Raw genomic sequence first — 22039 nt, forward strand, 5'->3', positions numbered from 1 at the left:
GAAATCATTCCATAATCTCGTCCTAATTCCGAACAATCGTACACACTGATGTGCGATTGTTCGTTTTTGTATTTGACTTTAAAAAATGGGGCTGTTACACTGTTATTGCTGCTTTAATGCAGTGAGGTTGTTTTTTAATCATAATGAAATGCTTATTACATCAGTGTTTTGTGAAATAATAAGGGTGTAACAGCCCGGGCGGAGGAATGATTATGTCAACGGTAGTCGTTGTGGGAACACAATGGGGAGATGAAGGGAAAGGGAAGATCACGGATTATTTAGCGGAAAGCGCTGACGTGGTAGCCCGTTACCAAGGCGGCAATAATGCTGGCCACACCATTCTGATTGACGGTAAAAAATTCAAGCTTAGCTTGATTCCATCCGGAGTATTCTATAAAGATAAAACCTGTGTGATCGGAAACGGTATGGTGGTTAACCCGGCTGCACTTATTGAAGAGATTAATTATATTCATGATAATGGATTCAGCACGGATAATCTGGTAATCAGCGATCGTGCTCATGTTATCATGCCTTATCATATGGTATTGGACGCTCTGGAAGAGGATCGCAAAGGTCCCAACAAAATTGGCACGACTCGCAAGGGAATCGGCCCTTGTTACATGGATAAAGCCGCACGTAACGGCATCCGGATCGCGGATCTGATGGATGCGGAAGAGTTTGAATTGAAGCTTCGCCATATGGTGAAGGAGAAGAACCAAGTGATTACCCAAGTGTATGGTGGGGAAGGACTTGAGGTTGAAGAAATCCTGATTCAATACCTGCAATACGCTGAAATCATTCGTAAATATGTGCGTGACACTTCCGTTGTCCTGAACGATGCCATTGACGGTAATCAAAAAGTATTGTTCGAAGGCGCACAGGGGGTCATGCTGGACATCGACCAAGGCACGTATCCGTTCGTAACCTCTTCGAACCCTTCTGCTGGCGGTGTATGTATCGGTTCCGGCGTAGGACCATCGAAGATTCAACAAGTGATTGGGGTCGCTAAATCGTATACGACGCGTGTAGGGGACGGACCCTTCCCGACGGAGCTCGACAATGAGATCGGCCATTATATCCGTGAAAAAGGACATGAATACGGCACCGTCACCGGACGCGCCCGCCGCGTAGGCTGGTTTGACAGCGTGGTTGTGCGCCACGCCCGTCGCGTAAGCGGCATTACCGGCTTGTCCCTGAACTCCCTGGACGTGCTTAGCGGACTTGAGACCGTTAAGATCTGTACCGCTTATAAATTCCGCGGTGAGGAGATCACACATTACCCAGCAAGTTTGAAGATGCTGGCTGAATGTGAAGCGATTTATGAAGAACTGCCAGGCTGGAGCGAGGACATTACCGGAGCGAAGACGCTGGAGGATCTGCCAGAGAATACTCGCCGCTATGTAGAACGTGTATCGGAGTTGACTGGTATTCCGATTTCCATCTTCTCCGTAGGCCGCAACCGGGAACAGACAAATCAGGTGCTTCCGATTTATGAGAAATAATATCGAGTTGGAACAAGAGTAGAAGCCATTCCAATTTGGAAAAGAAGATATATTGCGAAACCTGCTAATGGCGATGCCATGCGGGTTTTTCTTTTTATTTGGGATGAAATCTATGATTGTACCTCGGAAATAACATACAAGACCCAAAAGTGGAAGGATTTGTCCCTTTGTCTGAGGATATTATCCCCTAGCAGTATGTCCATCAACCCTATAATGGAGAGAGACATAGAGGACAGCACGCTGATTATTTGGAATTGGGGCTAAAGGCAGCGGATATATGCAGTCATTTCGATTTAGGGGGGACAGAAGCCATACGGCCAATTGGGCATGTGGCCTTCTTCGAGAGCCGGAATGTGTTTGCACATTCAGCATAATAAAGACCGGATTCATCCTCAGGTTTGTCGGGATGGATCCGGTCTTTTCATTCTACAGCAGAATCGGCTGCGGCTGCTCGGACAGCTTGCCGTCCTCGATATATACAATCCGGTCACACAGATCCAGCATACGCTTGTCATGCGTGACCATCACGGCGGCCTTCTGGCGCAGCTTCACCTCATCGGCCAGCATCTGCACGACGGTCCGGCCGCGTTCAGAATCCAGACTGGCGGTGGGCTCATCTGCCAGAATGAGCTCCGGGTCGTTCATCCAGGCCCGGGCAATGGCAACGCGCTGGCGTTCACCGCCTGACAGGCTCTCGGGATAATGATTCTTACGATGGGACAAGCCCAGGCGCTCAAGCAGATGGTCTGCCCGCTGCTTTGGTTCCTGGCCCTGCTGGCCGGCCAACTTGGCAATTAACAGTAGTTGATCACGAACGGTCAAATACGGAATGAGATTCGAGGATTGAAAGACAAATCCGATATGGCTCAGCCGCAGCTGATTCATTTTTTTGGCCGACAGCTTGGTGACTTCATGATCACCCATCCAGATTCGCCCCTGCGTAGGGGATAGCAGTGCCCCTGCTATGGACAGGAAGGTACTCTTGCCGGACCCGGAAGGACCGACCACCGCTACGAACTCACCGCTCTTGATATCCAGTGAAATGCGGTCCAGCACTTTAACGGACGTATCCCCATCGCCGAATTCCTTACTCACCTGATCCAGCATCAGTTTGGATTGTTTCATTATGCAGCCCTCCCGATAGCTTCGATTGCATCAATCTTGATAACACGATAGAGCGACAGCAGAGACCCCATCAGGGAAACCGCCAGGAACAGCAAGGAACAGAGCAGAACAACGGAAGGAGTTAAGGAAAAAGGAACGACGCCGGCTATCAGGAGGGATACCCCGTAAGTTAGACCGATACTGATGGCAAGACTGACCACGGTCAGTGTCAGCACTTGAAAGATCAGATTCCTTACGAGATAGCCGGTTCCAGCTCCAATGGCCTTCAGGACGCCGAACTGGTTCATTTTTTGAATCGTGATAACGTAGAAGAACACAGCCAGTACAAAAGCCGCGATGACAAACAAGAACACAATCATCATTACGAGTGAGCCCTGCTCCTCCTGAAAGCCGGGAATCCCCTGCAGTGCCTTGCTTTTCGTTATGATCTCGATGCCGTATATGTCCTGAGCCAAGGCGTCCATCTGCTCCGGACTACCATTCAGAGCGACCGCATTATAGATGGTCCCTTGCTGTGAACCGCTGGGCTGAAGCGCCTTCCATCCCTCAAAATTCAAGTGAATGACCGGGGCATGGCTGAAGGACTGTCCTTCTGTAAAGGCTGCAATCGTAAATGCGGCACCTGTTGCCTGATCAACGATCCGGTCACCAAGCCGGTATCCGTCATCCTTCAGGGAGCGGTCAGCCATCACATGTTCCGCATCCGTATTGTTTATCATGGTTCCTTCCACAACCTTGGGAGCCATCATACTCGCCATATCGATGGCAAAGAAAGCCGCGTCGAATTTGGCGGTGGAGCTTTCCTTGGTCAAGGTATTCATGTGGACCCCCAGCGGGGAGGCATGGTCTCCAGCCGGATGCCGCTGGATCTCTCTCCAGATCTCATCGGTCAGAATGGAACGGTTGATCCGATGGTCGGACTCTTCCTGGAGTATCAGATAGTCGGCCTTCATGTTTTGTATGGATGAGGCATTATCGGAAGAGAGCCCCTGAGCCAATCCGGTGACGAACAGGACAAGCCAGGATATCAGTACCATAATGAAGCCGATCAGCAAATAACGCAGCTTCGCGTGTTGAAGTTCGCGCAGTGCAAGAAACATGTTTCTCATCTCCATTCCTGTAATGGGGTAGCATCTTCTCCCTGTATGATCACTACGGGATATGCCACAAGTATAGGAATGGAATATGAACAGCGCATGAACTGGAACCAGGCTTAAGCTACAGGGTGGGCAGGGTCACGGTAAAGGTGGTTCCTTCTCCAGGCTGACTCGTTACTTCAATGCGTCCGCCGTGCATCTGCACAATCTTCTGGGTTATGGCCAGACCTAGTCCGCTGCTGCCCTCGGAGCGGTCGCGTGCCTCATCCACACGATAGAACCGGTCAAAGATGTGAGGGAGATGTTCTGGCGGAATGCCAATGCCCGTATCGGAAATCTCGATGCTGCATGATGGGTTGTCCTGTCCTGTGATACGCAGCGAGATGATGCCTTCCGGAGCGGTGAATTTAATGCTGTTGGTCATGAGATTGGTCCATACCTGATGCAGCAGCTGTTGATCGCCGTGGATATAGGTAGATGGCAGTGACATATCCATGGTCAATTCCTTGCTGCGCCAGCTCCATTCGGTGTGGAACAACACCTGCTTGATTTGCTCGGCAACGTCGAAGGTGGATTTCTCCAGGATATTTTCTTCTTTATCCAGGGAAGCCAGCATGAGGAGCTGTTTGCTAAGCTGGGACATCCGGCGGCTCTCCGCCTCGATAATCGACAAGTAGTGCTGCTGCTGTTCCTCGGACAAGCGCTTGGTTTGCAGCGTCTGCGAAAAACCTTGAATAGAGGCAAGCGGTGACTGAATTTCATGGGATACATTGGACACAAACTCCTGGCGCATCTGCTCCAGCTGCGCTATACCTTTGGCCATCTGGGAAAAATGATCCGCGAGCTGCCCCAGCTCATCTCTTCTCGCGATATTCAGCTGTACGTTATAATTGCCCTTTGCCACATTCTGTGTAGCCTCGGTTAATTTCACGATGGGTTTCACGATATATCGCGTAATGACGCCAACCAACAGAATGCTCAGCAGGATGGCGATAGCCATAATGATCGAGAAGAAGATGCGCATTTCGCCGAACTGGACGGTAATATCGGGTCTGATGAAGAGTGCATGAGGGCTGCCGTCTACCTGCAGCGGAATGCCGATAGAGTTGCTTAATACATTGTCGAAGAAGCCGGTAATGAACAGCTCTGATGGAAACTCTGCGATGCCATGGTACACCGTACCGTTCAGCACTTGCTGCACGGTTTCAGGCGAGAGATCCCGTTCACGGAAGATACCGCCATAAAGCCACTCCTTGCCGTGATCGTTGACCAGATAGAATTGATAGCCGAGCTGCCCGATGTGCTGCAGATAATCATGAATATTGAGTTCCGGGTGCCTGTCATAGAAATCCCCGATGTCCTTGGCCATGGTGGTGACCTTCTGGTCGTTATAAGGCTTAAGATTGTACTGGTAGTAGAGATTGGACAGCACAAAAGCAATCAAGCTGCTGATCACCATAATAGCGATGGTGGTAAGCACGATGCGCGAATAGAGGGTCTTCATTGCGGCGAGGCCTCCAATTTGTATCCTACTCCCCGGATCGTTCGTATTTGAAAATCGCCGCTTCGGTCCGCAAAGCGCTCCCGCAGTCTTTTAATATGAACGTCAACGGTGCGGTCATCCCCCTCAAAATCCGTCCCCCAGATGAGCTGAATCAATTCCTCCCGTGAGAACGTCCGGTCCGGATAGCTTGCAAGCTGAGAGAGCAGCTCAAATTCCTTCATCGGCAGCATCAGCACTTTTCCGTGTCCCTGAACCTCATAGCTTTTGCGGTCGATCGTGGTTTCGTTCAGATGAATTTTATCTGCGCTCACCATCTGATACCTCCGCAGCAGCGCCTTGATGCGAAACAATAATTCCTTTGGCTCAAAAGGTTTGGTTAGATAATCATCCGTACCCACAGCAAAACCCTTCTCCTTGTCCACGAGCTGATCCTTTGCCGTCAGCAGAATGACGGGAAAATCATAATACCGCCGAATCTCCTCGCAGAGCTGATAGCCGTCCATATTCGGCATCATGACATCCACAACAGCCAGATGAATCTGTTCTTCCGCCAAGCGAGCAGAGGCTTCCTTCCCATCAGCAGCTGTAAAGACCGTATACCCTTCCGATTGAAGATGATATTGCAGCAGCTCCCGAATATGCGCGTCGTCATCCGCGATTAAGATATGAATCATTACTAGAATAAACCCTCCTTCATATGCAGTTTCCAATTGACTATATATGTATCACAAATACCCCGGTCTGGTCGATTCCTGCCTTCACAACACGGGACTAGTGTGGCCTGAATTTACGTGAATCATGAAATATATCAAATAAGAAGTAGAAAAAATGGATAGAAAACGGTTGAAGCGATTCCGAGCCGTCAATACTGGAAAAAGAAAGCAATCATTGTCATGTCATTTCTGAGCATGCATGAGGAAGGAGGAGATACGGATGAATTGGATGAAATGGCTGCTAAAGGTCAGCCTTACCGCCATACTGGTGAGTACACTGACGATTGTGACAACGGGCATTGTGGTCAATGCTTATCTTCAATCTGTTCTTGCCAGTTTCAATATTCAACTGGAGACGGAGTCGGTGGGGGTTGGAGGCATTATGAAGACGATGCTGGGCATGGGTTCAGGCTCTAAGCCAGATGGCAGCAGCGGGGACATTCCGAAGGCACAGGATCCCGCCGGTCAGGGTGCAGCATCTGATGATCTGACAGCAGGGGCAGGGGCAGATCAGAGCGGAGGGACAGAAGAGGACACCAAGGCGACTACAGGCTCATCGGGGGATTCGGACGAGCCGCCGGTTGATGATCAGGCACCGGAAGATTCTCTGCCCGTGATGGGGACCACTACGACGGAGTCCGATGATTCCGCCCTGGAGGATCAAGAGATCGTGATGTCTCCGACGGATATCGTGGATCGGAAAGAAAGTCTGTCGACGGCGGATAAGGAAGAGATTTTTACCATGCTGATGAATAAGCTTCCCCAATCCGAAATGCAGAAGATATCCGAGGCCATGGAGGATGGCCTGACGGCAGCGGAGCTTACGGAGATCGAAGAGGGCATATCCAAATATTTGAACCCGGAAGAATTCGATAAATTGATCTCGATGCTCAAAGAATAACGGTTTGGTAGGTTTCAGACTCGGTTTGTCACTGTTTTGTCACTGACTGGCGAAAGTTGTATATTGGAAAAAATCAGGAAACCCGTGCTGCGCGCGGGTTTTTCGCTGTTTTCACAAACTTGAAATGATTGTAATGGCTATGTTAAAGTATACGAAGATCGAAAAGGTTAAAATTTTGATACCTTTTGACAGGTAGTGTCATATTCAATGCTAAGTCGGCAGGTTCAGATGAACAGAGTCTTACATATGAACAAGGCTTAAAGGAGAGAGACATGAAAGGTTCTAAGGGGAAACGGTGGATGAACAGCGTCTTGCGCAACCAGGCAGGCGAACATTCCGCCCACAACAACAACTCGAATAGCGGGTCCTCTGAGCCGTCGAGCCCACACAACCGGGGATGGAAATCGCCGCGCAGATGGGTTTGGATATCGGCAGGGGCATTGCTCATAGCAGGATCGATATATACTGGCGGAAAAGCGTATGTGAACGCGAACACGATTCCGTTCTACCATGTGCTTGTAGATGGGAAGGCAGTCGGTACCATTCAAGATGATGCTCAGCTTGACCAGCTTCTGAAAGAGAAGCAGAAGGAATATCAGGAGGAGTATCCCGATGTCCTTATGGTACTTCATACTGAAGGTATCACAACCAAGGCGGACCGTTCCTATAAGCCAATCGTGAACAGCGAGGAAACCCTTGATAAGCTGGACGGCATGCTGAAGGCCTATGCCCGCGGCGTGGAGCTGAAGGTGAACGGAGAGACCGTGGCAATCATGAAGGATCAGCAGACGGCACAAGCGGCCGTTGAGGCAGCGAAGCTGAAATTCGCTCCGACTGCTGCCAAGAAGGAGCAGACGCAGAAGGTCGCCTTCACGAAGACCTCCGCATCGGCATCAAGCAAGAAGAACGATAACGGCAGCGGGCTCCAGTCGGTTGATATTAAAGAAAACATCTCGCTGGCCAACACGAAGGCCGATCCGAACAAGGTGCTGGACGTGGAAGAGGCGATGAAGGTGCTTACGGGCACCAAGGACAAGCCGGTGGTTTACACGGTAAAAGAGGGAGATACCATATCCTCGATTGCGCAGCAGTTCGGCATGAAGTCAGCTGACGTGATGGCATTGAATCCCCAACTGGAGGAGAAATATGTGCAGATCGGCGCCGAGCTGCAAGTGACGAAGCCGGAAGCGCCACTTACTGTAAGAACGGTTGAGACGGTATCGGTGAAGCAGCCAAGCAAACCGGAAACGATTGTTCGCAAGAGCAGCGAACTTCCGCTTGGCAAGCGAAAAGTCGTCCGCCCTGGACGCGATGGTGTGAAAACGGTCGATTATATCGTAACCAAAGAGAACGGCAAGGTCATATCCAAGCAATGGACGGGTCAACAGGTGGTGCAGGAATCCCTGCCGGAAGTTGTGTACAAAGGCACCAAGGTGGCTCCTAAGAAAAAGACATCCACCGCAGCCATGAGCCAGAAATCCAGCGGCAGCATGTTTGCTTGGCCAGTGAGCGGAGCACGAATTACGAGTCCCTTCGGACATCGCTGGGGAAGAAGCCATGAGGGTGTGGATATGGTGGGAGGCAGTACCATTATGGCATCCGCCTCCGGAAGAGTTGTGTTTGCCGGTCAGCAGAGCGGCTATGGCAACGTCGTTATTGTCGATCATGGCAACGGATATCGTACCCTTTACGGTCATATGAGCAAGATTTCCGTAAGTAACGGACAGTCGGTCGGACAAGGCTCCAAGCTGGGGGTCATGGGCAATACGGGCCGTTCTACGGGAACCCATCTGCATTTTGAAGTGCAAAAAAATGGAGTTGCCCAGAATCCGATGAATTATCTGTAGTTCTGTGTTATACTAGGGAAACCAATGCGACATAAGCCATTATTGGTTCATATATCATAATAGTGAAGATGGCCGCTCCTTAACGGGGGCGGCCATTTTTGCGTCTTGGCAGGTGGGGATGTGGGACAGAACGGGAAATATCTTTCCAGCCGCTGTTGTCCGCCCTTTGTCTGAATTGTATGTTGTAAGGGGACAAAGGGCTCCCAAAGGCGTCTTCCAAGATATTTTCCCTTATCTGTTTGATCCATCCCCGCACCTTCCAGCCATGCTGCCGGAGCAAAGATGGCCGTCGCCTGAATCGGAGCGACCACTTAGGGGGGAGGGGATGTGGGACAGAACGGGAAATATCTTTCCAGCCGCTGTTGTCCGCCCTTTGTCTGAATTGTATGTTGTAAGGGGACAAAGGGCTCCCAAAGGCGTCTTCCAAGATATTTTCCCTTATCTGTCGATCCATCCCCGCACCTTCCAGCCATGCTGCCGGAGCAAAGTGGCCGTCGCCTGAATCGGGGCGGTCACTTAGCGCTGTGTGGGGGGGAGAGGATGTGGGACAAAGCGGGAATTTGCTGCCGATTACATTGAGATGGCTGCTCAGGAGCGGTGGGTGTGTAGCGGCGGCAGGTGTGGTAAAATGAAAAGAAGACCGTTTAAGTGAAGGTATGAGGTGAACAGGAAGATGCAGGGAACCATTCTGGTGGTGGATGATGAACAGCCCATCGCCGATATTTTAAAGTTTAACTTGGAAAAAGAGGGCTATGACGTCATCTGTGCTTTTGATGGCATTAGCGCCGTGGAGATTGCGCTCACGAAGCGGCCGGATTTAATGCTGCTTGATTTGATGCTGCCCGGTAAAGATGGAATGGATGTGTGCCGCGAGGTACGTGCCGCTAACCTGCAGATCCCGATCATCATGCTCACGGCAAAGGACGGAGAGATCGACAAGGTGCTTGGACTTGAGCTTGGCGCAGATGATTATGTGACGAAGCCGTTCAGCACGAGAGAAATACTGGCACGCGTGAAGGCGCAAATGCGCCGCCAGCAAAAGCCCGACAACTCAGCGGATAACACAGGCGGCACAAGTGCGGGTGGACAAGGCCTGCGGCTGTTCGAGCTGTTTATAGATACGGATATGTATATGGTATACAAGAGCGGGGAAGCGCTCGATCTGACGCACCGTGAATATGAATTGGTGTATTATTTGGCCCGGAATGCAGGCAAAGTGATGACGCGCGAACATTTGCTGCAGGCCGTATGGGGCTTTGAATACTTTGGCGATGTGCGGACCGTGGACGTTACCATCCGTCGACTGCGCGAGAAAATCGAAGAGAATCCTAGCAAGCCGGAATACATACTGACTCGGCGCGGACTAGGCTACCTGATGCGCAGCGCTAAAAACGGAGGCCTGTAATGAAGTGGCTGTCCTTCTTCCGCACCATTCAGGCGAAGGTCATCATCATTTATGTCCTTCTCATTCTGATCGCGATGCAGCTGATCGGGGTGTATTTTGTGAGTGCGATGAAGAACTCGTTGACCAGCAACTTCACGAAGGATTTGCAGGAGCGCGCCGAGCTGATGTCAGTGCTGGCAGCTAAGACCCTTGGCGGCGAGAATGATTCGGAAGAGGATTCGATCGACAGCCTGCGGATTATGGTGAACAATCTGTTCAATTTGAACGGAGCCGAGATTCAGGTGCTGGATTCCACGGGACGGGTTCTCACCACCTCGCTGCCTTCGCATGCAGACTACGTGAACACCAAGAATACACAAACGGTTGTCAGCCGAGCATTGCAGGGAATACAGGATAATGAGGAATACATTATCGATGATGATAATATCCGCAAGAAAGTGGTGGCCAAGCCGGTCATGTATAACGAGAAAATCGTCGGTGCCATCTACATTGTGGCCAGCATGAGCGAGCTGTACAGCACGATGCAGCGGATCAACAATATTTTTATATCGGGGATTCTGTTGGCGCTTGGCTTAACCGCGGTGCTTGGCGTCATTCTGTCGCATACGATTACCCATCCGATCAAGGAGCTGACCAAGCATGCCCGGGCCGTCGCGGACGGCCGGTTTACCGAGAAAACGCCGGTGTTCGGCAGCGATGAGATCGGCCAGCTCAGCCAGGCGTTCAACTATATGACCAGCCGTCTGCGCGAAGCCCTCTCGCAGAACGAAGAAGAGAAGGAGAAGCTTGCTTCGATTCTGACCAATATGAGTGACGGCGTTATCGCAACCGATGAAGCGGGACGTGTCATCCTGATGAACCGGCGCGCCGGGGAAATGTTGGGCGTGGAGGGGGAGGAGCTGGCAGGACATGATATCGTATCCCTGCTGGGTCTAGAGGAATCCGAATCGGAGGCGCTGGCGCGCAGTGAAGGGCATGATTCCAAGCTGCTGGAGATTGTGCCGCGCGAGGGCAGCGAGCCGTTCATGATGCGTGTGACCTTTACGCCGATTCACCGGCGGGAGATTGGTATTACAGGCACCATTGCCGTACTGCAGGACGTTACAGAGCAGGAGAAGCTGGAAGCGTCGCGGCGGGAGTTCGTGGCGAATGTATCCCATGAGCTGCGTACGCCGCTGACCACCATCAAGAGTTATACCGAGGCGCTGGAGGATGGGGCGCTGGAGGATAAACAGATGGGGCCGCGATTTGTCGGCGTCATCCAGAACGAGACCGGCCGGATGATCCGGCTGGTAACGGACCTGCTGCACCTGTCACGGCTTGATTCCAAGGAGGCAGCTCTGCACAAGGAGCCGACGGACATTGTGGAGATGTTGGAGGATGTAGAGGATCGCTTCTCTTTCCAAATGAAGCAAAAGCATATCCGCACCATAATTGAGGTTAAACCAGGGGTATCCACAGCTATGCTGGACCGGGACGGCATCGATCAGGTTCTCGACAACCTGATCTCCAATGCCTTGAAATATACGCCAGACGGAGGCACTATCACCATGGATGCAAGCATTACGGAGGAAGGCATGCTGTCTTTATCCGTTAAGGATACCGGGATCGGTATTCCGAAGAAGGATCTGGACCGGATCTTTGAACGCTTCTACCGCGTAGATAAGGCCAGAACACGCAATTTGGGCGGAACGGGACTCGGTTTATCCATTGCCCGGGAAATTGTCAGAGCCCATGGAGGCTTTATTACCCTGCAATCAGAGCTTGAGAAGGGCACAACCGTGACCTTCACCCTGCCCTTGAATAACGAGGGGAGGGCGGTTATGTGAAGGAACGTATGAAGACCGTACTGCTGGTTGTGTTGGTCCTTGGCAGTCTGCTGCAAAGTTATGTTCTGATATTCCGTTTCCCGGGCAGCGATTCCGTTGTTCAATCCAAGGATTCCTATATCCGAACCGAGGAGATGGGACCGGAGGAGAAGCCGGAGAATCTGCTCTTTCCTGATAAAATGGTCATTCATCTGGGAGAAGACAAACATACGGTATTCTATTCGAACGATACGTTTTACAATCTCGTGTATAACCGGCTTAAGGGCCGGACCTTTGATAACTTTCAGCGCCGGATGGTCAGCAATATCGACTGGACCAAGGTTCGTTCGGAGAACCGGGGCATTGAGCTGAGCTTTGATTCGGGCATTCCGGTTACTCTGCTGCAGCGAGTAATGCAGATCGTGCCGGACACGCTGTTTGAAGGGGAAAGCATCAATAAAATATGGCTGTACAGTGTGGAAGGCGAAGCTAAGGTTCACGTCATGTTCTTCAGCACGGAGGGCGATGTCGTCTATGAAGCCGCGCAGGCTGATTTGACGGTACAGGACGTGGATCAACTGGTGGATTTCGGGCTCAGCTGGCCATCGTATAAGATGGTGGATGGGCGCTACTATATACCGGAGAAGGAACTGAATATGGTCAGTGTCGAACTGCCGATTGGCGAATATACGGTGGAGCAAATGCAGCGCAGTCTGTTCTTCGATCCTAGCATCACCCGCAACATTAGGGAAAAAGACGGCTCCGAGATTTATACGGACAGCAAGCGGAGCTTACAGGTTGACGAGGGGCAAAAATGGATCAGTTATACCGATCCGGCTGCGCCGCCATCCGGCGAGAGCAGTCCCGGGAAGGATGTACTGTCCGCCATTGATTTCGTGAATCAGCACGGCGGCTGGAACGGAACGTATCGACTGGGCAAAGCAGGCGAATCCGAGGACCGGACGCTGGTGAAATTCCAGCAGTACTATGGCGGATTTCCCATCCTGAATACACCGGGCTTCCAGTATGGGGTGATGGAACTGGACTTACAGCAGGGTACGGTCACATCCTATGAGCGTTCGCTGTTATATCTGGAGTCCGCCCCGTTGAAGAAGCAAATGGTAAAGCTGACAGGTGGCGAGGCACTGGAGGCGAAGCTGAAGCCTTATGCTGAGGATAACTCCATCGCGAGTCTGGACCCTGCATATCTGCCAGTGCGAACGGAGGAAGATCTGCTGCTTAAGCCGGTATGGGCGGTCGAGCTTCAGAACGGGACAGTCATCACGCTTGAATAAGCGATAGTGTTCAACAATGAAGGAATAAGGAGGGAACATCATGGATTGGGGCCGTGCCAAAAATGTATTGATCTACGCGTTTTTGCTGCTGAATCTGGTGCTGGGCTATCAGCTCTGGATGGATTACCGTGAGCAGGTCGGCTCCAATCTCGATTTCACCTCGCTATCCGAGAGCACCCAGCAGGTGATGGAGGAGAATGGGATTCAATTGCTGAGCCCGATTCCGACGGAGACGCCGCAGCTTCCTAAAATTAATTATATATACAGTGCAGAAGCGCAGGGCGAGCCGGTAGGGCTTGAGGAGCCGGTTGACACCAAGCTGGTGTATGCCGATGAGAAGGAATTGCGAAATGCCTTTGAAGGGAAGGTTGCCGATCTCGGAAACTATCGTCATGATCCGCAGTCAGACAAGGAGAACATATTCGTATTCCGTCCGTTGGTGCAAAAGGAATGGCCGCTCTTTAATGTGGAACTGGAGTTCATTTATGAATCACAGAAGATTCACGCCTACCGCGAACCGGTCTTTGAGATTATGCCAACCGATGATATGGAGGAGCAGAAGGTACTGTCCGCATCGAAGGCGCTTGAGACCCTCATTGAACGTAACTTTATACCGCCGGATACAGCGGTCAGAGAGATTCAGCTCGGTTATTATGGGCAGCTGTTTAATACGGAGGATCAATTGGCAGCGCCAACCTGGCGGTTTACGCTGGATCATGGCGAGATGATTTATGTACAGGGCATCAGCGGGGATGTCCTTACGCCAAAAAGCGATACGACAAAGGAGTAACAAGACTATGGGGATATCATTTTCCGTGCTGTCGAGCGGCTCAACGGGCAATGCGACCATTGTCCGCAATGAGGATACGACACTGCTGATTGATGCGGGATTGAGTGCACGGCGCATTGATGAGCTGCTGAAGGAACGCGAGATGATGGGGGAAGAAATCGACGGCATCCTGATAACGCATGAGCATTCCGATCACATTCGGGGGCTTGGTGCGGTTGCCCGTAAATACAATCTGCCCATCTATGCGAATGAGAAGACGTGGGAAGCGATGACCAAGTCGCTGGGCAAGATTGCCGAAGAGAACCGGATTGTGCTGGAGAGTCATGAGGTCAAGGATTTTGGCACGCTGCGGGTGGAGCCTTTTGAAATATCCCATGACGCTGCGGCACCGGTCGGTTATTGCTTCTATGATGGCGATGAGAAGCTCGGCGTGGCTACAGATCTCGGTTATGTCAGCGATAAAGTGAAGAAAGCGCTGGATGGATCGGACGTGCTGGTACTGGAGGCGAACCATGATATCGAGATGCTCCGGATGGGACGGTATCCATGGAATACCAAACGCCGGATTCTCGGCGATATGGGCCATTTGTCGAATATTTCGGCAGGTGATGCCCTGAGCGAACTGCTGACGGGAGATACCAAACGGACATATCTTGCCCATCTTAGCCTTGATCATAACATGATGGAGCTGGCAAGAATGACCGTCCGTGATACGATGGAGGATCGCGGGTGCTTCTTCAAGGACAGTGAGTTTAAATTGTGTGACACGTATTATGACCGTCCAACCCCTTGGGATAAGGTAAGCGAGTAGACGTAAAGCCATTATAGATTCATTATATAATCATTAGAAAAACAGCCCCACCGTCATATTTATTTATGAGATGGAGCTGTTTTTGTTGTTATGGCCTATCCTGAGAACTTCGCCCGCGTTAACGCTTGCTGAGACTCTCCTGCGCCATGCGAACCATTTCCCGGACCATGGAACCGCCAATCGCACCGCCGACTTTGCCGGCCTGCTCCGTGGTCAGATCTCCGTTACTGCCGGGTTTAAGCGGTACCCCCAAAGACTTGGCGACCTCATATTTGACGTCTTGCTGACTCTGCGGGTCTACCTTGTAACCTTCATTCTGCATCACCTTGGTCATGAATTGCTGCATTTCGGGGCTCCGGTGCCGCCTTGATCTTCTTGCCATCCCATAACCCTCCTCACTGCTGTATGGTTTCCCCCTCATAACATTCCCCGTTGAGAACTTACAAATGAATGGATAACCTAACCATTTCAAATACTAGGGGGAGTTTGAGAGCTCTTCTGGTTGTTAATAGGATCATTTCATAGACAAGACTCGGATAGGAGGCTAGCTGCTGGGAAATCGGAAGTATTTTTGCAATGGGAAGCTTATGAAGAATAAGTTGCCGGGAATCCAAATAGGAATGATGTGTAGGTCAACCGGAGCCTACCTCCTGGCCTGTCTGATTTGTATGGATTTGGCAGCTCTTGGCGATCTCCTTTGCCATATTCTTAACACATTTGTTCTGTATAGTTCTTGAAGGGGGAATGCACGATTGAGGGCTGAGACGTTCAGTGCCTGAGGGATGTCGAAAGAATGGAACATGGAATAATATCCTTGAAAATGGAACCTCTTGGTTGTCTATCACGTATAGAAGGGTATCGTGTTCACCCGTGATTGTTGTTGTTCTGTAATGAAGAATTACGCTGTGTACAGACTTTTGGAATTGCCATCAATTTGGCATTTGTTTTTACAAAAGAAAGCTGACGTGAACCTCTGTTCGTGTGGTACAATAGGAGCACTAGAAGGCTGGATGCTTCTGTCAGAACCCGCATCGAACAAGACATCAGGGCCTCTGTATGGTATAGATCGAGCTGGTCCAGGTATTCCCAGTTTTTTTTACGAAAAACAGATGTTTCGCGCTTAAGCCGCCCTGTTTGTGGTAATAGAAAGATACAGGGTTTTTTTTGAACTGTCGGGTGGCAATACATACCTTTTATGGAACTAGATTTCAGCCGAAAGAGCCGGAATATTCGCTAAAGAGCCATATTTCGATAAAAGTTCAAAGAGAGGGTTCAAAAATGCAACTTTTTGAGCCGCTAAAGAGTTAATACAATAGAGAGATATTTAACAGGTGGCACGCTGCCGATTCATAGAAAGCTAGATACACTCGGTGCAGGGCGGTTGTTATGACGACAAGATGATTAAGTCGGTAATGGCGGAAGGTCTGAAGCTGGTAAAGTATCTTGACGTGTAGCAGCCAAGGGGAGAGAGGGATCGCAATGGGATTGTTTGACGATGATTTCTATTCAACTAAAATTTCCAGACAGAGCAAAAATACCAGCGAGGACCCATCTGAGCGAAAAACGAAGTGGCGGACTTCCCGCCGTAAAAAGAGTTTATCCACATTTCAGATATCCGCGATCAGCTCCGTATGCAGCGCATTGATTGCAGTCATGCTGTTCAGCTTCCTTACAGGACATCCTGCGACTTCGTCGCCCATGACCTTAATTAACGGCAGTCACCAGCTGTCCACGTCCGATGGCGATCCATACGAACGAATTATCAGCGCTGCTCAGAAGGTTCGGCCTGCCGTAGTCAGCGTACTGACACATAAAGAGACCGTCCTTCCCGAAGAGGAAGGCCTTGAGGGAGAGGGTCTGGAAGAGGAGTCCGCTGTTCCACCGGAACAAGAAGGAGACTTTGAGCTTCCGGAAGGGTTCGATTTCGGGGAAGATTTTGACTTTGGCAATGATTTCGGGGGCTCGCAAGAGGATGCCTTGGGCTCCGGCGTTATCTTTAAGAAACTGGAAGGCAAAGCCTTCGTTATTACCAATAACCATGTGGTTGAAGGAGCCGATTCCCTGGAGGTTGTATTGGTAGGCGGGGAGAAGAGGAAGGCAACCTTGGTCGGCACAGACAACGTCAGCGATATCGCAGTTCTGTCCATTGATAGTAAAGGTATCGGCGAGGTCGCAGAATTTGGCGATTCCTCCAAGCTTCGTCTAGGCGAAACGGTCATTGCCATCGGGAACCCGCTTGGTCTTGGCGATACACTCACTTCCGGCATCGTCAGTTACACGAACCGTATTATTCCGGTGTCACTGAATCAGGATGGCATCTACGATTGGGAACAGGAAGTCATCCAGACTGATGCCGCCATTAACGAAGGCAACAGCGGCGGTGCGCTGGTGGATCTGAACGGCAAAGTCATTGGCATCAACACAATGAAGATTGCTGACACCGGCGTAGAAGGACTCGGGTTTGCAATTCCGGTCAATGAGATTACGGAGGTTGTGACCGAACTGATGCTGAAGGGACACATTGCGCGTCCGTATCTGGGCGTCTACACGGTGGATCTAAGTAATCCGTATGCTCCGCTTAGCAAGAAGGAGAAGGAGAACCTCAAGCTGCCGAAGACGGTAACCGAAGGCGTGGTTGTACTGGATGCGCTTGGTCCTGCGCTGGATGCCGGTATGCAGTTGAATGACGTCATCATCAAGCTTGACGGCAAACCGATCACCACGACGCTGGAGCTTCGCAAGCACCTCTACCGTAACACGAAGGTAGGCGGTGACCTGAATGTGACCTTCTATCGCGACGGCAAGCTGCAGTCGCGGAAGGTGAAGCTGGAAGAAAAGCCTGGAGAATAATACGGGCAGTTCTGAAGAATATGGAATCAGGCCCTTGAAGATTTTTTTATGCCACGTGATCGTTCGTTGTTTAATGCAGCAAGTAACGGGTATATATTATCGTTAGCGTTGAATAGAATCCAATATATAGAGATTTTGAAAAAGGTTAGATTAGAGCCGATGAACGGCCGCGAAAAAAGAGCGTGATCCACGCTCTTTTTTTCATTTACCTGAAAGAGATGTAGAGAGCGCAGGACAAGTCCTGTGAAATCCATGGATGTGGAGGAAGCTTTTGCAGATTGAAATAAAGAGGGAATAGCCATTTGCGGCAAAAAGATTTCTTTTTGTCGTAGAGTGTGGTAGAACAGAAGAGTGGCTATACTTGATTGATGATAAAACACAACATGAGGCGAATGATAGAAAGGATGCATAGAATGTACGTCGTATGCAAGGAACATGTGGAACTAGCGATCGAAAATTTCGTGGATGAATATGAGGATGCCCCGGATATTGTTGATCTGAAGGAGACCGAGTTTTCGGACTGGGACCCACCGGTGAAGTGCGCGGAGTGCGAGAAGCATGCTGAGTTTTTAGTTGTGTAACTTTTGAACATTTGACTTGAATAGATGATACCGATGAGAAAGCGTGATGAATTCACGCTTTTTTTGTTAGAATCGATGGGATTATGTTTTCGCTAAAATCTTGGGAATGGTGGGGACGTCGATGACACAGAGGAGCATCCGAGGCATCCGTGTAACGGATTATACCGATATCTATCTCCTGAACTTGGAGTTTAATCCGAATCTGCATGCGTTCTCGGAAGATAAAGTCAAAGAGAAAATCGAGACCCTCATCCACCATACGAACGATGTGGTTCTGCTATGCGAATCTCATGATGAGGTTATAGGCTACATTCATGGAAGTCCTTATGAGCTGTTGTTCTCAGAATCTTTAATCAATGTGTTAGGTTTTGTCGTAAAGGAGAGGTACCGAAATCAAGGGACGGGAAGTCTGTTGATCGAGAGTCTGGAGCAGTGGTCCCAGAGCCACGGTTATTCCGGCGTCAAGCTGCTGTCACATCCGAGCCGTGTGCAGGCTCACAGATTTTATGAAAGACGGGGCTACAAGTTTACCAAGGATCAGAAAAACTTTATAAAAAAGTTTGAATAAACTCATGCTATCGTACAGGGACAGCCTTTTCAGCGAGGGGTTGAAGAGGTAATAAAGAGTATGCCTGCATTCCGAACGTACTTGTCAGATGGAGCCATAGGCTTCGATGTACAGACTGTCAATAGTGTATGATGGGTCTATAGATGGAATGTGGCGCGGTAAATACCTATCGTGAATGGAGACGATCACTGTGGATGACTACGGGAAATCATGGGAGAATGAAATCAGGCGGGCCGCAGATGAGGCCTACGATAAGGAAATGGATGCAATCAATCAACAGCTGAAGCAAGAGATCCTCATTGCGCTCATTGGCGATGTGAATACCGGGAAGTCTTCCACCATGAACCGTATCGTCGGTGAAGAGGTGGCAGGCGTAGGGGCTGAGCCGGGAGAGACAACCGAGATTAGACCGCACAAGTACAAAGAGCACATTTATTTTATTGACACTCCCGGATTGAATGATGTTAATACGGCCAATTCGGATGTGACCTTGAATTATTATAAACAGGCGGATATCGTACTGTTCTTCCTGAACGCAGCGGGTACCGTCTTCTCCGAGGTGGAGAAAAAGTCCTTTGAGAAGATTCAGAGCATCAACTCAAATATTTTGATTGTGCTGAACAAAATCGATGCCGCGGATGAAATCGACCGGCTGGTGGCGCGCATCAAGAAGGAGACCGGGGGGCGCTACGAAGTTGCACCGGTATCCTCACGGACGGGTGAGAACATCGACCAGCTGCGGAGCAGCATTCTGGAGCTGCTTAAAAAAAAGTCTAAAGACATTCTCTTTGCCAAAAGTATCAAAGAGAAGTCTGCGACAGCCAATGCCTGGATCATTGGAGCCTCCGTCTCCGCAGGGGCGGTAGGCGCATCGCCTATTCCGGGCTCGGATATCATTCCGATTACCGGCATTCAGGTGAGCCTGCTGACGCGGCTGGCGGTGCTGTACAATAAGCCGATCAGCAAGGAGACAGCGAAGGAGCTGGTCATTGCCACGATATTCGGGAATATCGGCAAGAGTATTTTTCGGCAGATCGTGAAGGTGTTTCCAGGAGCGGGATCTGTCGCCGGAGCGACGGTCGCGGGCGCAACTACGCTGGCGCTGGGGTATGCGGTGAAATATGCCTATGAGCACAATATCGAGATCAACACAGCAAATATTACGAAGCTTTACAAGAAGTTCAGGGATAAAGCGGAGTCTGAAGCCAAGAGCGAGTCCAAGTAATCTGATGGAATAGAAAAAGGGGCCATCGGCCCCTGATCGCAGCTGCTTCACGGCAGCCGATACTTCCTTATTTACTTTACCGCAGCATGATCGGATTTTGCCTGCTCCAGCATCGATTTCCAATCCGGGAAATCCGTTTCTCTTGAAACATGCCGGTCAAACAGTTCATCTGGAATGTTATCGATATCTTCGTGAGTTTCCACCTGGAAGTTACCCTTTATCAGAAATTCCCCAAAGCTGCCGTGCGATGAATGTTTACGCATAAACGCTTCATTGAACAGCTTTTCCAGAGAAATGTTATCCGGATCCTCCTGTACCGACTTTTGTCCTTGCAACTCCTTCAACAGATCGTCAAACGACATAGGCTTTTGCTTTCTCAGAGTACCACTCCTAAAACTTTTATTTGTTTTCAGTATAACATATCAGAAATATCTCATACGCATAACCGATTGGGCAGGGGCTTTTCAGTCAAGTTATCTTTTCAATAATGAAGACCACGTCTGCTCAAGCCAGACATCAAAGTCAGCGCCCTTGTCACCTTCGTACGTATCGTAGAGGTCGATTCTCATCTTTTTCAACTTCTCTTTGAACTCTTCGTACGTATGGTCGCGGGGCAGGCTTTTCTTGATGCGCAGCAGCACCTTCGTAGCGTCCTTTATCAGTTCGCCCTTCTGTCGTACCGGCATTTGCACATCTTCGCCGAAAGACAGCAGTTTATGATAAGCAGCCTCCCGCACTTGATAAACCGCATCCGTATTCAGTCTATGCTTGAGGATGTCGATGGATTTCTGATTTTTCCAATTTCCTAATTCTTCTACCGCATCCAAACGTTCTCTCCAATTGGCGTTCCGGTTGGCAGAGCTCTTCAGCTCCTCGTAATTCTCGGGCATATCCGTTACTACTTCTTGATTGTTCAATCATTTCATCTCCTCAACATGTTGTTTCAGGTGGATCTGTACCGTATGTTTAATTATGGGGTATCCTTATGGTTTCCGGCGTCGGCTGTACCGTTCGCCTGCTTGGCCCCTTTACTGGTATAAGGTTTGGGTTTACTCTTGGCTCTTCGAGCGCTTGCATCCCACCGGCTCCAGCCCTTCTTGCCCGTGCCTCTGCCTGTTCCGCCCTTGCCTTTGGATTTACTCAACAAATCACTCCGTTATGGTTTAGTCTTGTCCATATATGCTGATTGTTTACCAGCACTGTTGAAATATACACTGTATTTGCCCATATGTATAGGATACCACGGAATTTAGCATAAGAATCGGATTTTATTGGTGGATTTCAGCAGGAGTCATGTTAGAAGTTGACTAATTTCCTTCGGCATGCTATTTTATTTTTGAACTGACCAGTCAGAATAAGAAAAATGAATCGAAAATTAGCCGTGAAAGGGCAGATCCAATTGTGAGTAAAGATAAAATTATCCAAGCAGCCATTGAAGTATTCTCCGAGAACGGATACCACCGTGCAAGCATGGATGAAATTGCCGCCCGGGCACAGGTTGCCAAGGGGACCCTCTATTACAACTTCCCGGGCAAATCGCAGCTGTTCAAGACGGTTGTGAAGCAGGGCATCGAAGATATTATGCAGCGGACCGAGGCTGAACTGAACTCGCCTCTGCCTATGAAAGAGAAGATCGAGCGGGTGATCCGCGATCACCTGGATTTGTTTCTGGAATCCCGCCATTTTTCCCACATCGTGTTTAACGAGATTTCTAACGGAATCGAGCAGGAAGTACTGGATGAGCTGAAGGAGCTGAAGCGGAAATATTTAAGCTTCTTGGCAAGCATCATTGAGGAGGGTCAGTGTGAAGAGAACCTGTGCCGTGCCGTCGATGCCAATCTAGCCGCTGCCAGCATTGTCGGTACGCTGGAGAGCACCTGTAATTATTACCTGAGTCATCAGGATGCGTATTCCCGCGATGATCTGGAGCAGTTTGCGTTCACGATGATTACCCAAGGCCTGTTTATATCGCTTGAATAAGCGAGGCCTTCTTTTTTTGAGCATGTACAACTGACCA

Annotated in this window: 21 protein-coding genes; 13 read left to right on the forward strand and 8 right to left on the reverse strand. The window is 50.0% G+C overall.

Annotation, left to right across the window (positions count from 1 at the left end):
- Positions 1-212: 212 nt before the first annotated feature.
- Positions 213-1502 (forward strand): adenylosuccinate synthase, encoded by a 1290-nt coding sequence (locus tag PGL02S_RS06395; protein WP_006207316.1) that lies wholly within the window; start codon positions 213-215, stop codon positions 1500-1502.
- 426 nt (positions 1503-1928) lie between these two features.
- On the opposite strand, the gene PGL02S_RS06400 is transcribed toward PGL02S_RS06395, so the two are convergent.
- The 4 genes from PGL02S_RS06400 to PGL02S_RS06415 form a co-directional block, all read right to left on the reverse strand.
- Positions 1929-2627 carry an ABC transporter ATP-binding protein gene (locus PGL02S_RS06400; RefSeq protein WP_006207315.1) on the reverse strand — a complete coding sequence of 233 codons (699 nt, stop codon included), beginning with the start codon at positions 2625-2627 and terminating at the stop codon, positions 1929-1931.
- Positions 2627-3727 carry an ABC transporter permease gene (locus PGL02S_RS06405; protein WP_036640490.1) on the reverse strand — a complete coding sequence of 367 codons (1101 nt, stop codon included), beginning with the start codon at positions 3725-3727 and terminating at the stop codon, positions 2627-2629. Before PGL02S_RS06405 ends, PGL02S_RS06400 begins: the two co-directional genes overlap by 1 nt.
- A 118-nt stretch (positions 3728-3845) precedes the next feature.
- A complete protein-coding gene (locus tag PGL02S_RS06410) occupies positions 3846-5228 on the reverse strand; it encodes a sensor histidine kinase (RefSeq protein WP_036640488.1) in 1383 nt (460 codons plus the stop codon).
- Positions 5225-5902: a response regulator transcription factor gene (locus PGL02S_RS06415; protein WP_036640486.1), complete on the reverse strand. Its 678-nt coding sequence runs from the start codon at positions 5900-5902 to the stop codon at positions 5225-5227. Before PGL02S_RS06415 ends, PGL02S_RS06410 begins: the two co-directional genes overlap by 4 nt.
- A gap of 259 nt (positions 5903-6161) precedes the next feature.
- Between PGL02S_RS06415 and PGL02S_RS06420 the strand changes: the two genes are divergently transcribed.
- From PGL02S_RS06420 to PGL02S_RS06450, 7 genes are all read left to right on the forward strand, one after another.
- Positions 6162-6842 carry a hypothetical protein gene (locus PGL02S_RS06420; protein ID WP_036640484.1) on the forward strand — a complete coding sequence of 227 codons (681 nt, stop codon included), beginning with the start codon at positions 6162-6164 and terminating at the stop codon, positions 6840-6842.
- A 272-nt stretch (positions 6843-7114) separates the two neighbouring features.
- Positions 7115-8689: a peptidoglycan DD-metalloendopeptidase family protein gene (locus PGL02S_RS06425; protein WP_036640483.1), complete on the forward strand. Its 1575-nt coding sequence runs from the start codon at positions 7115-7117 to the stop codon at positions 8687-8689.
- A 673-nt stretch (positions 8690-9362) separates the two neighbouring features.
- Positions 9363-10094: a response regulator YycF gene (gene yycF / locus PGL02S_RS06430; RefSeq protein WP_006207308.1), complete on the forward strand. Its 732-nt coding sequence runs from the start codon at positions 9363-9365 to the stop codon at positions 10092-10094.
- Between the two features lie 74 nt (positions 10095-10168).
- Positions 10169-11923 carry a cell wall metabolism sensor histidine kinase WalK gene (walK, locus tag PGL02S_RS06435; protein WP_379431668.1) on the forward strand — a complete coding sequence of 585 codons (1755 nt, stop codon included), beginning with the start codon at positions 10169-10171 and terminating at the stop codon, positions 11921-11923.
- Positions 11920-13197 carry a YycH family regulatory protein gene (locus PGL02S_RS06440; protein WP_036640478.1) on the forward strand — a complete coding sequence of 426 codons (1278 nt, stop codon included), beginning with the start codon at positions 11920-11922 and terminating at the stop codon, positions 13195-13197. The genes walK and PGL02S_RS06440 overlap by 4 nt, the downstream gene beginning before the upstream one ends.
- Positions 13198-13237: 40 nt before the next feature.
- Positions 13238-13987 (forward strand): two-component system regulatory protein YycI, encoded by a 750-nt coding sequence (gene yycI / locus PGL02S_RS06445; protein ID WP_036640476.1) that lies wholly within the window; start codon positions 13238-13240, stop codon positions 13985-13987.
- Positions 13988-13994: 7 nt separating this feature from the next.
- A complete protein-coding gene (locus PGL02S_RS06450; RefSeq protein ID WP_036640474.1) occupies positions 13995-14798 on the forward strand; it encodes an MBL fold metallo-hydrolase in 804 nt (267 codons plus the stop codon).
- Between the two features lie 118 nt (positions 14799-14916).
- On the opposite strand, the gene PGL02S_RS06455 is transcribed toward PGL02S_RS06450, so the two are convergent.
- On the reverse strand, positions 14917-15180 hold the full coding sequence (locus tag PGL02S_RS06455; RefSeq protein ID WP_173937127.1) for an alpha/beta-type small acid-soluble spore protein: 264 nt from the start codon (positions 15178-15180) through the stop codon (positions 14917-14919).
- 1097 nt (positions 15181-16277) lie between these two features.
- Here PGL02S_RS06455 and PGL02S_RS06460 point away from each other — a divergent pair.
- The 4 genes from PGL02S_RS06460 (at position 16278) to PGL02S_RS06475 (ending at position 20022) form a co-directional block, all read left to right on the forward strand.
- Positions 16278-17648, forward strand: coding sequence for a S1C family serine protease (locus PGL02S_RS06460; RefSeq protein WP_036640472.1), 1371 nt, complete (start codon positions 16278-16280; stop codon positions 17646-17648).
- A 413-nt stretch (positions 17649-18061) separates the two neighbouring features.
- The gene (locus PGL02S_RS06465) at positions 18062-18229 is read left to right on the forward strand and encodes a CxxH/CxxC protein (RefSeq protein ID WP_006207301.1); all 168 of its coding nucleotides are present in this window, start codon (positions 18062-18064) and stop codon (positions 18227-18229) included.
- Positions 18230-18350: 121 nt separating this feature from the next.
- Positions 18351-18797, forward strand: a complete 447-nt coding sequence (locus tag PGL02S_RS06470; protein ID WP_036640471.1) for a GNAT family N-acetyltransferase — start codon at positions 18351-18353, stop codon at positions 18795-18797.
- Between the two features lie 190 nt (positions 18798-18987).
- Entirely contained in the window at positions 18988-20022 is a 1035-nt protein-coding gene (locus PGL02S_RS06475) for a GTPase (RefSeq protein ID WP_036640469.1), read from the forward strand.
- A gap of 71 nt (positions 20023-20093) precedes the next feature.
- On the opposite strand, the gene PGL02S_RS06480 is transcribed toward PGL02S_RS06475, so the two are convergent.
- From PGL02S_RS06480 to PGL02S_RS06490, 3 genes are all read right to left on the reverse strand, one after another.
- The gene (locus tag PGL02S_RS06480; protein ID WP_036640466.1) at positions 20094-20384 is read right to left on the reverse strand and encodes a hypothetical protein; all 291 of its coding nucleotides are present in this window, start codon (positions 20382-20384) and stop codon (positions 20094-20096) included.
- 111 nt (positions 20385-20495) lie between these two features.
- A complete protein-coding gene (locus PGL02S_RS06485; RefSeq protein WP_036640464.1) occupies positions 20496-20939 on the reverse strand; it encodes a HEAT repeat domain-containing protein in 444 nt (147 codons plus the stop codon).
- A gap of 53 nt (positions 20940-20992) precedes the next feature.
- A complete protein-coding gene (locus tag PGL02S_RS06490) occupies positions 20993-21166 on the reverse strand; it encodes a DUF3934 family protein (RefSeq protein WP_006207297.1) in 174 nt (57 codons plus the stop codon).
- 257 nt (positions 21167-21423) lie between these two features.
- On the opposite strand from PGL02S_RS06490, the gene PGL02S_RS06495 reads away from it, so the two are divergent.
- The gene (locus PGL02S_RS06495; protein WP_036640462.1) at positions 21424-22002 is read left to right on the forward strand and encodes a TetR/AcrR family transcriptional regulator; all 579 of its coding nucleotides are present in this window, start codon (positions 21424-21426) and stop codon (positions 22000-22002) included.
- Positions 22003-22039 lie beyond the last annotated feature (37 nt).

The organism is Paenibacillus glucanolyticus NBRC 15330 (genome assembly GCF_004000885.1).
In the GTDB taxonomy this organism is placed as follows: domain Bacteria; phylum Bacillota; class Bacilli; order Paenibacillales; family Paenibacillaceae; genus Paenibacillus_AQ; species Paenibacillus_AQ glucanolyticus.

Coding starts and splice junctions, on each gene's coding strand:
- PGL02S_RS06395 (WP_006207316.1), top strand. CDS start 213: ATGTCAACGGTAGTCGTTGTGGGAACACAATGGGGAGATGAAGGGAAA.
- PGL02S_RS06400 (WP_006207315.1), bottom strand. CDS start 2,627: ATGAAACAATCCAAACTGATGCTGGATCAGGTGAGTAAGGAATTCGGC.
- PGL02S_RS06405 (WP_036640490.1), bottom strand. CDS start 3,727: ATGTTTCTTGCACTGCGCGAACTTCAACACGCGAAGCTGCGTTATTTG.
- PGL02S_RS06410 (WP_036640488.1), bottom strand. CDS start 5,228: ATGAAGACCCTCTATTCGCGCATCGTGCTTACCACCATCGCTATTATG.
- PGL02S_RS06415 (WP_036640486.1), bottom strand. CDS start 5,902: ATGATTCATATCTTAATCGCGGATGACGACGCGCATATTCGGGAGCTG.
- PGL02S_RS06420 (WP_036640484.1), top strand. CDS start 6,162: ATGAATTGGATGAAATGGCTGCTAAAGGTCAGCCTTACCGCCATACTG.
- PGL02S_RS06425 (WP_036640483.1), top strand. CDS start 7,115: ATGAAAGGTTCTAAGGGGAAACGGTGGATGAACAGCGTCTTGCGCAAC.
- yycF (WP_006207308.1), top strand. CDS start 9,363: ATGCAGGGAACCATTCTGGTGGTGGATGATGAACAGCCCATCGCCGAT.
- walK (WP_379431668.1), top strand. CDS start 10,169: ATGCAGCTGATCGGGGTGTATTTTGTGAGTGCGATGAAGAACTCGTTG.
- yycI (WP_036640476.1), top strand. CDS start 13,238: ATGGATTGGGGCCGTGCCAAAAATGTATTGATCTACGCGTTTTTGCTG.
- PGL02S_RS06450 (WP_036640474.1), top strand. CDS start 13,995: ATGGGGATATCATTTTCCGTGCTGTCGAGCGGCTCAACGGGCAATGCG.
- PGL02S_RS06455 (WP_173937127.1), bottom strand. CDS start 15,180: ATGGCAAGAAGATCAAGGCGGCACCGGAGCCCCGAAATGCAGCAATTC.
- PGL02S_RS06460 (WP_036640472.1), top strand. CDS start 16,278: ATGGGATTGTTTGACGATGATTTCTATTCAACTAAAATTTCCAGACAG.
- PGL02S_RS06465 (WP_006207301.1), top strand. CDS start 18,062: ATGTACGTCGTATGCAAGGAACATGTGGAACTAGCGATCGAAAATTTC.
- PGL02S_RS06470 (WP_036640471.1), top strand. CDS start 18,351: ATGACACAGAGGAGCATCCGAGGCATCCGTGTAACGGATTATACCGAT.
- PGL02S_RS06480 (WP_036640466.1), bottom strand. CDS start 20,384: ATGTCGTTTGACGATCTGTTGAAGGAGTTGCAAGGACAAAAGTCGGTA.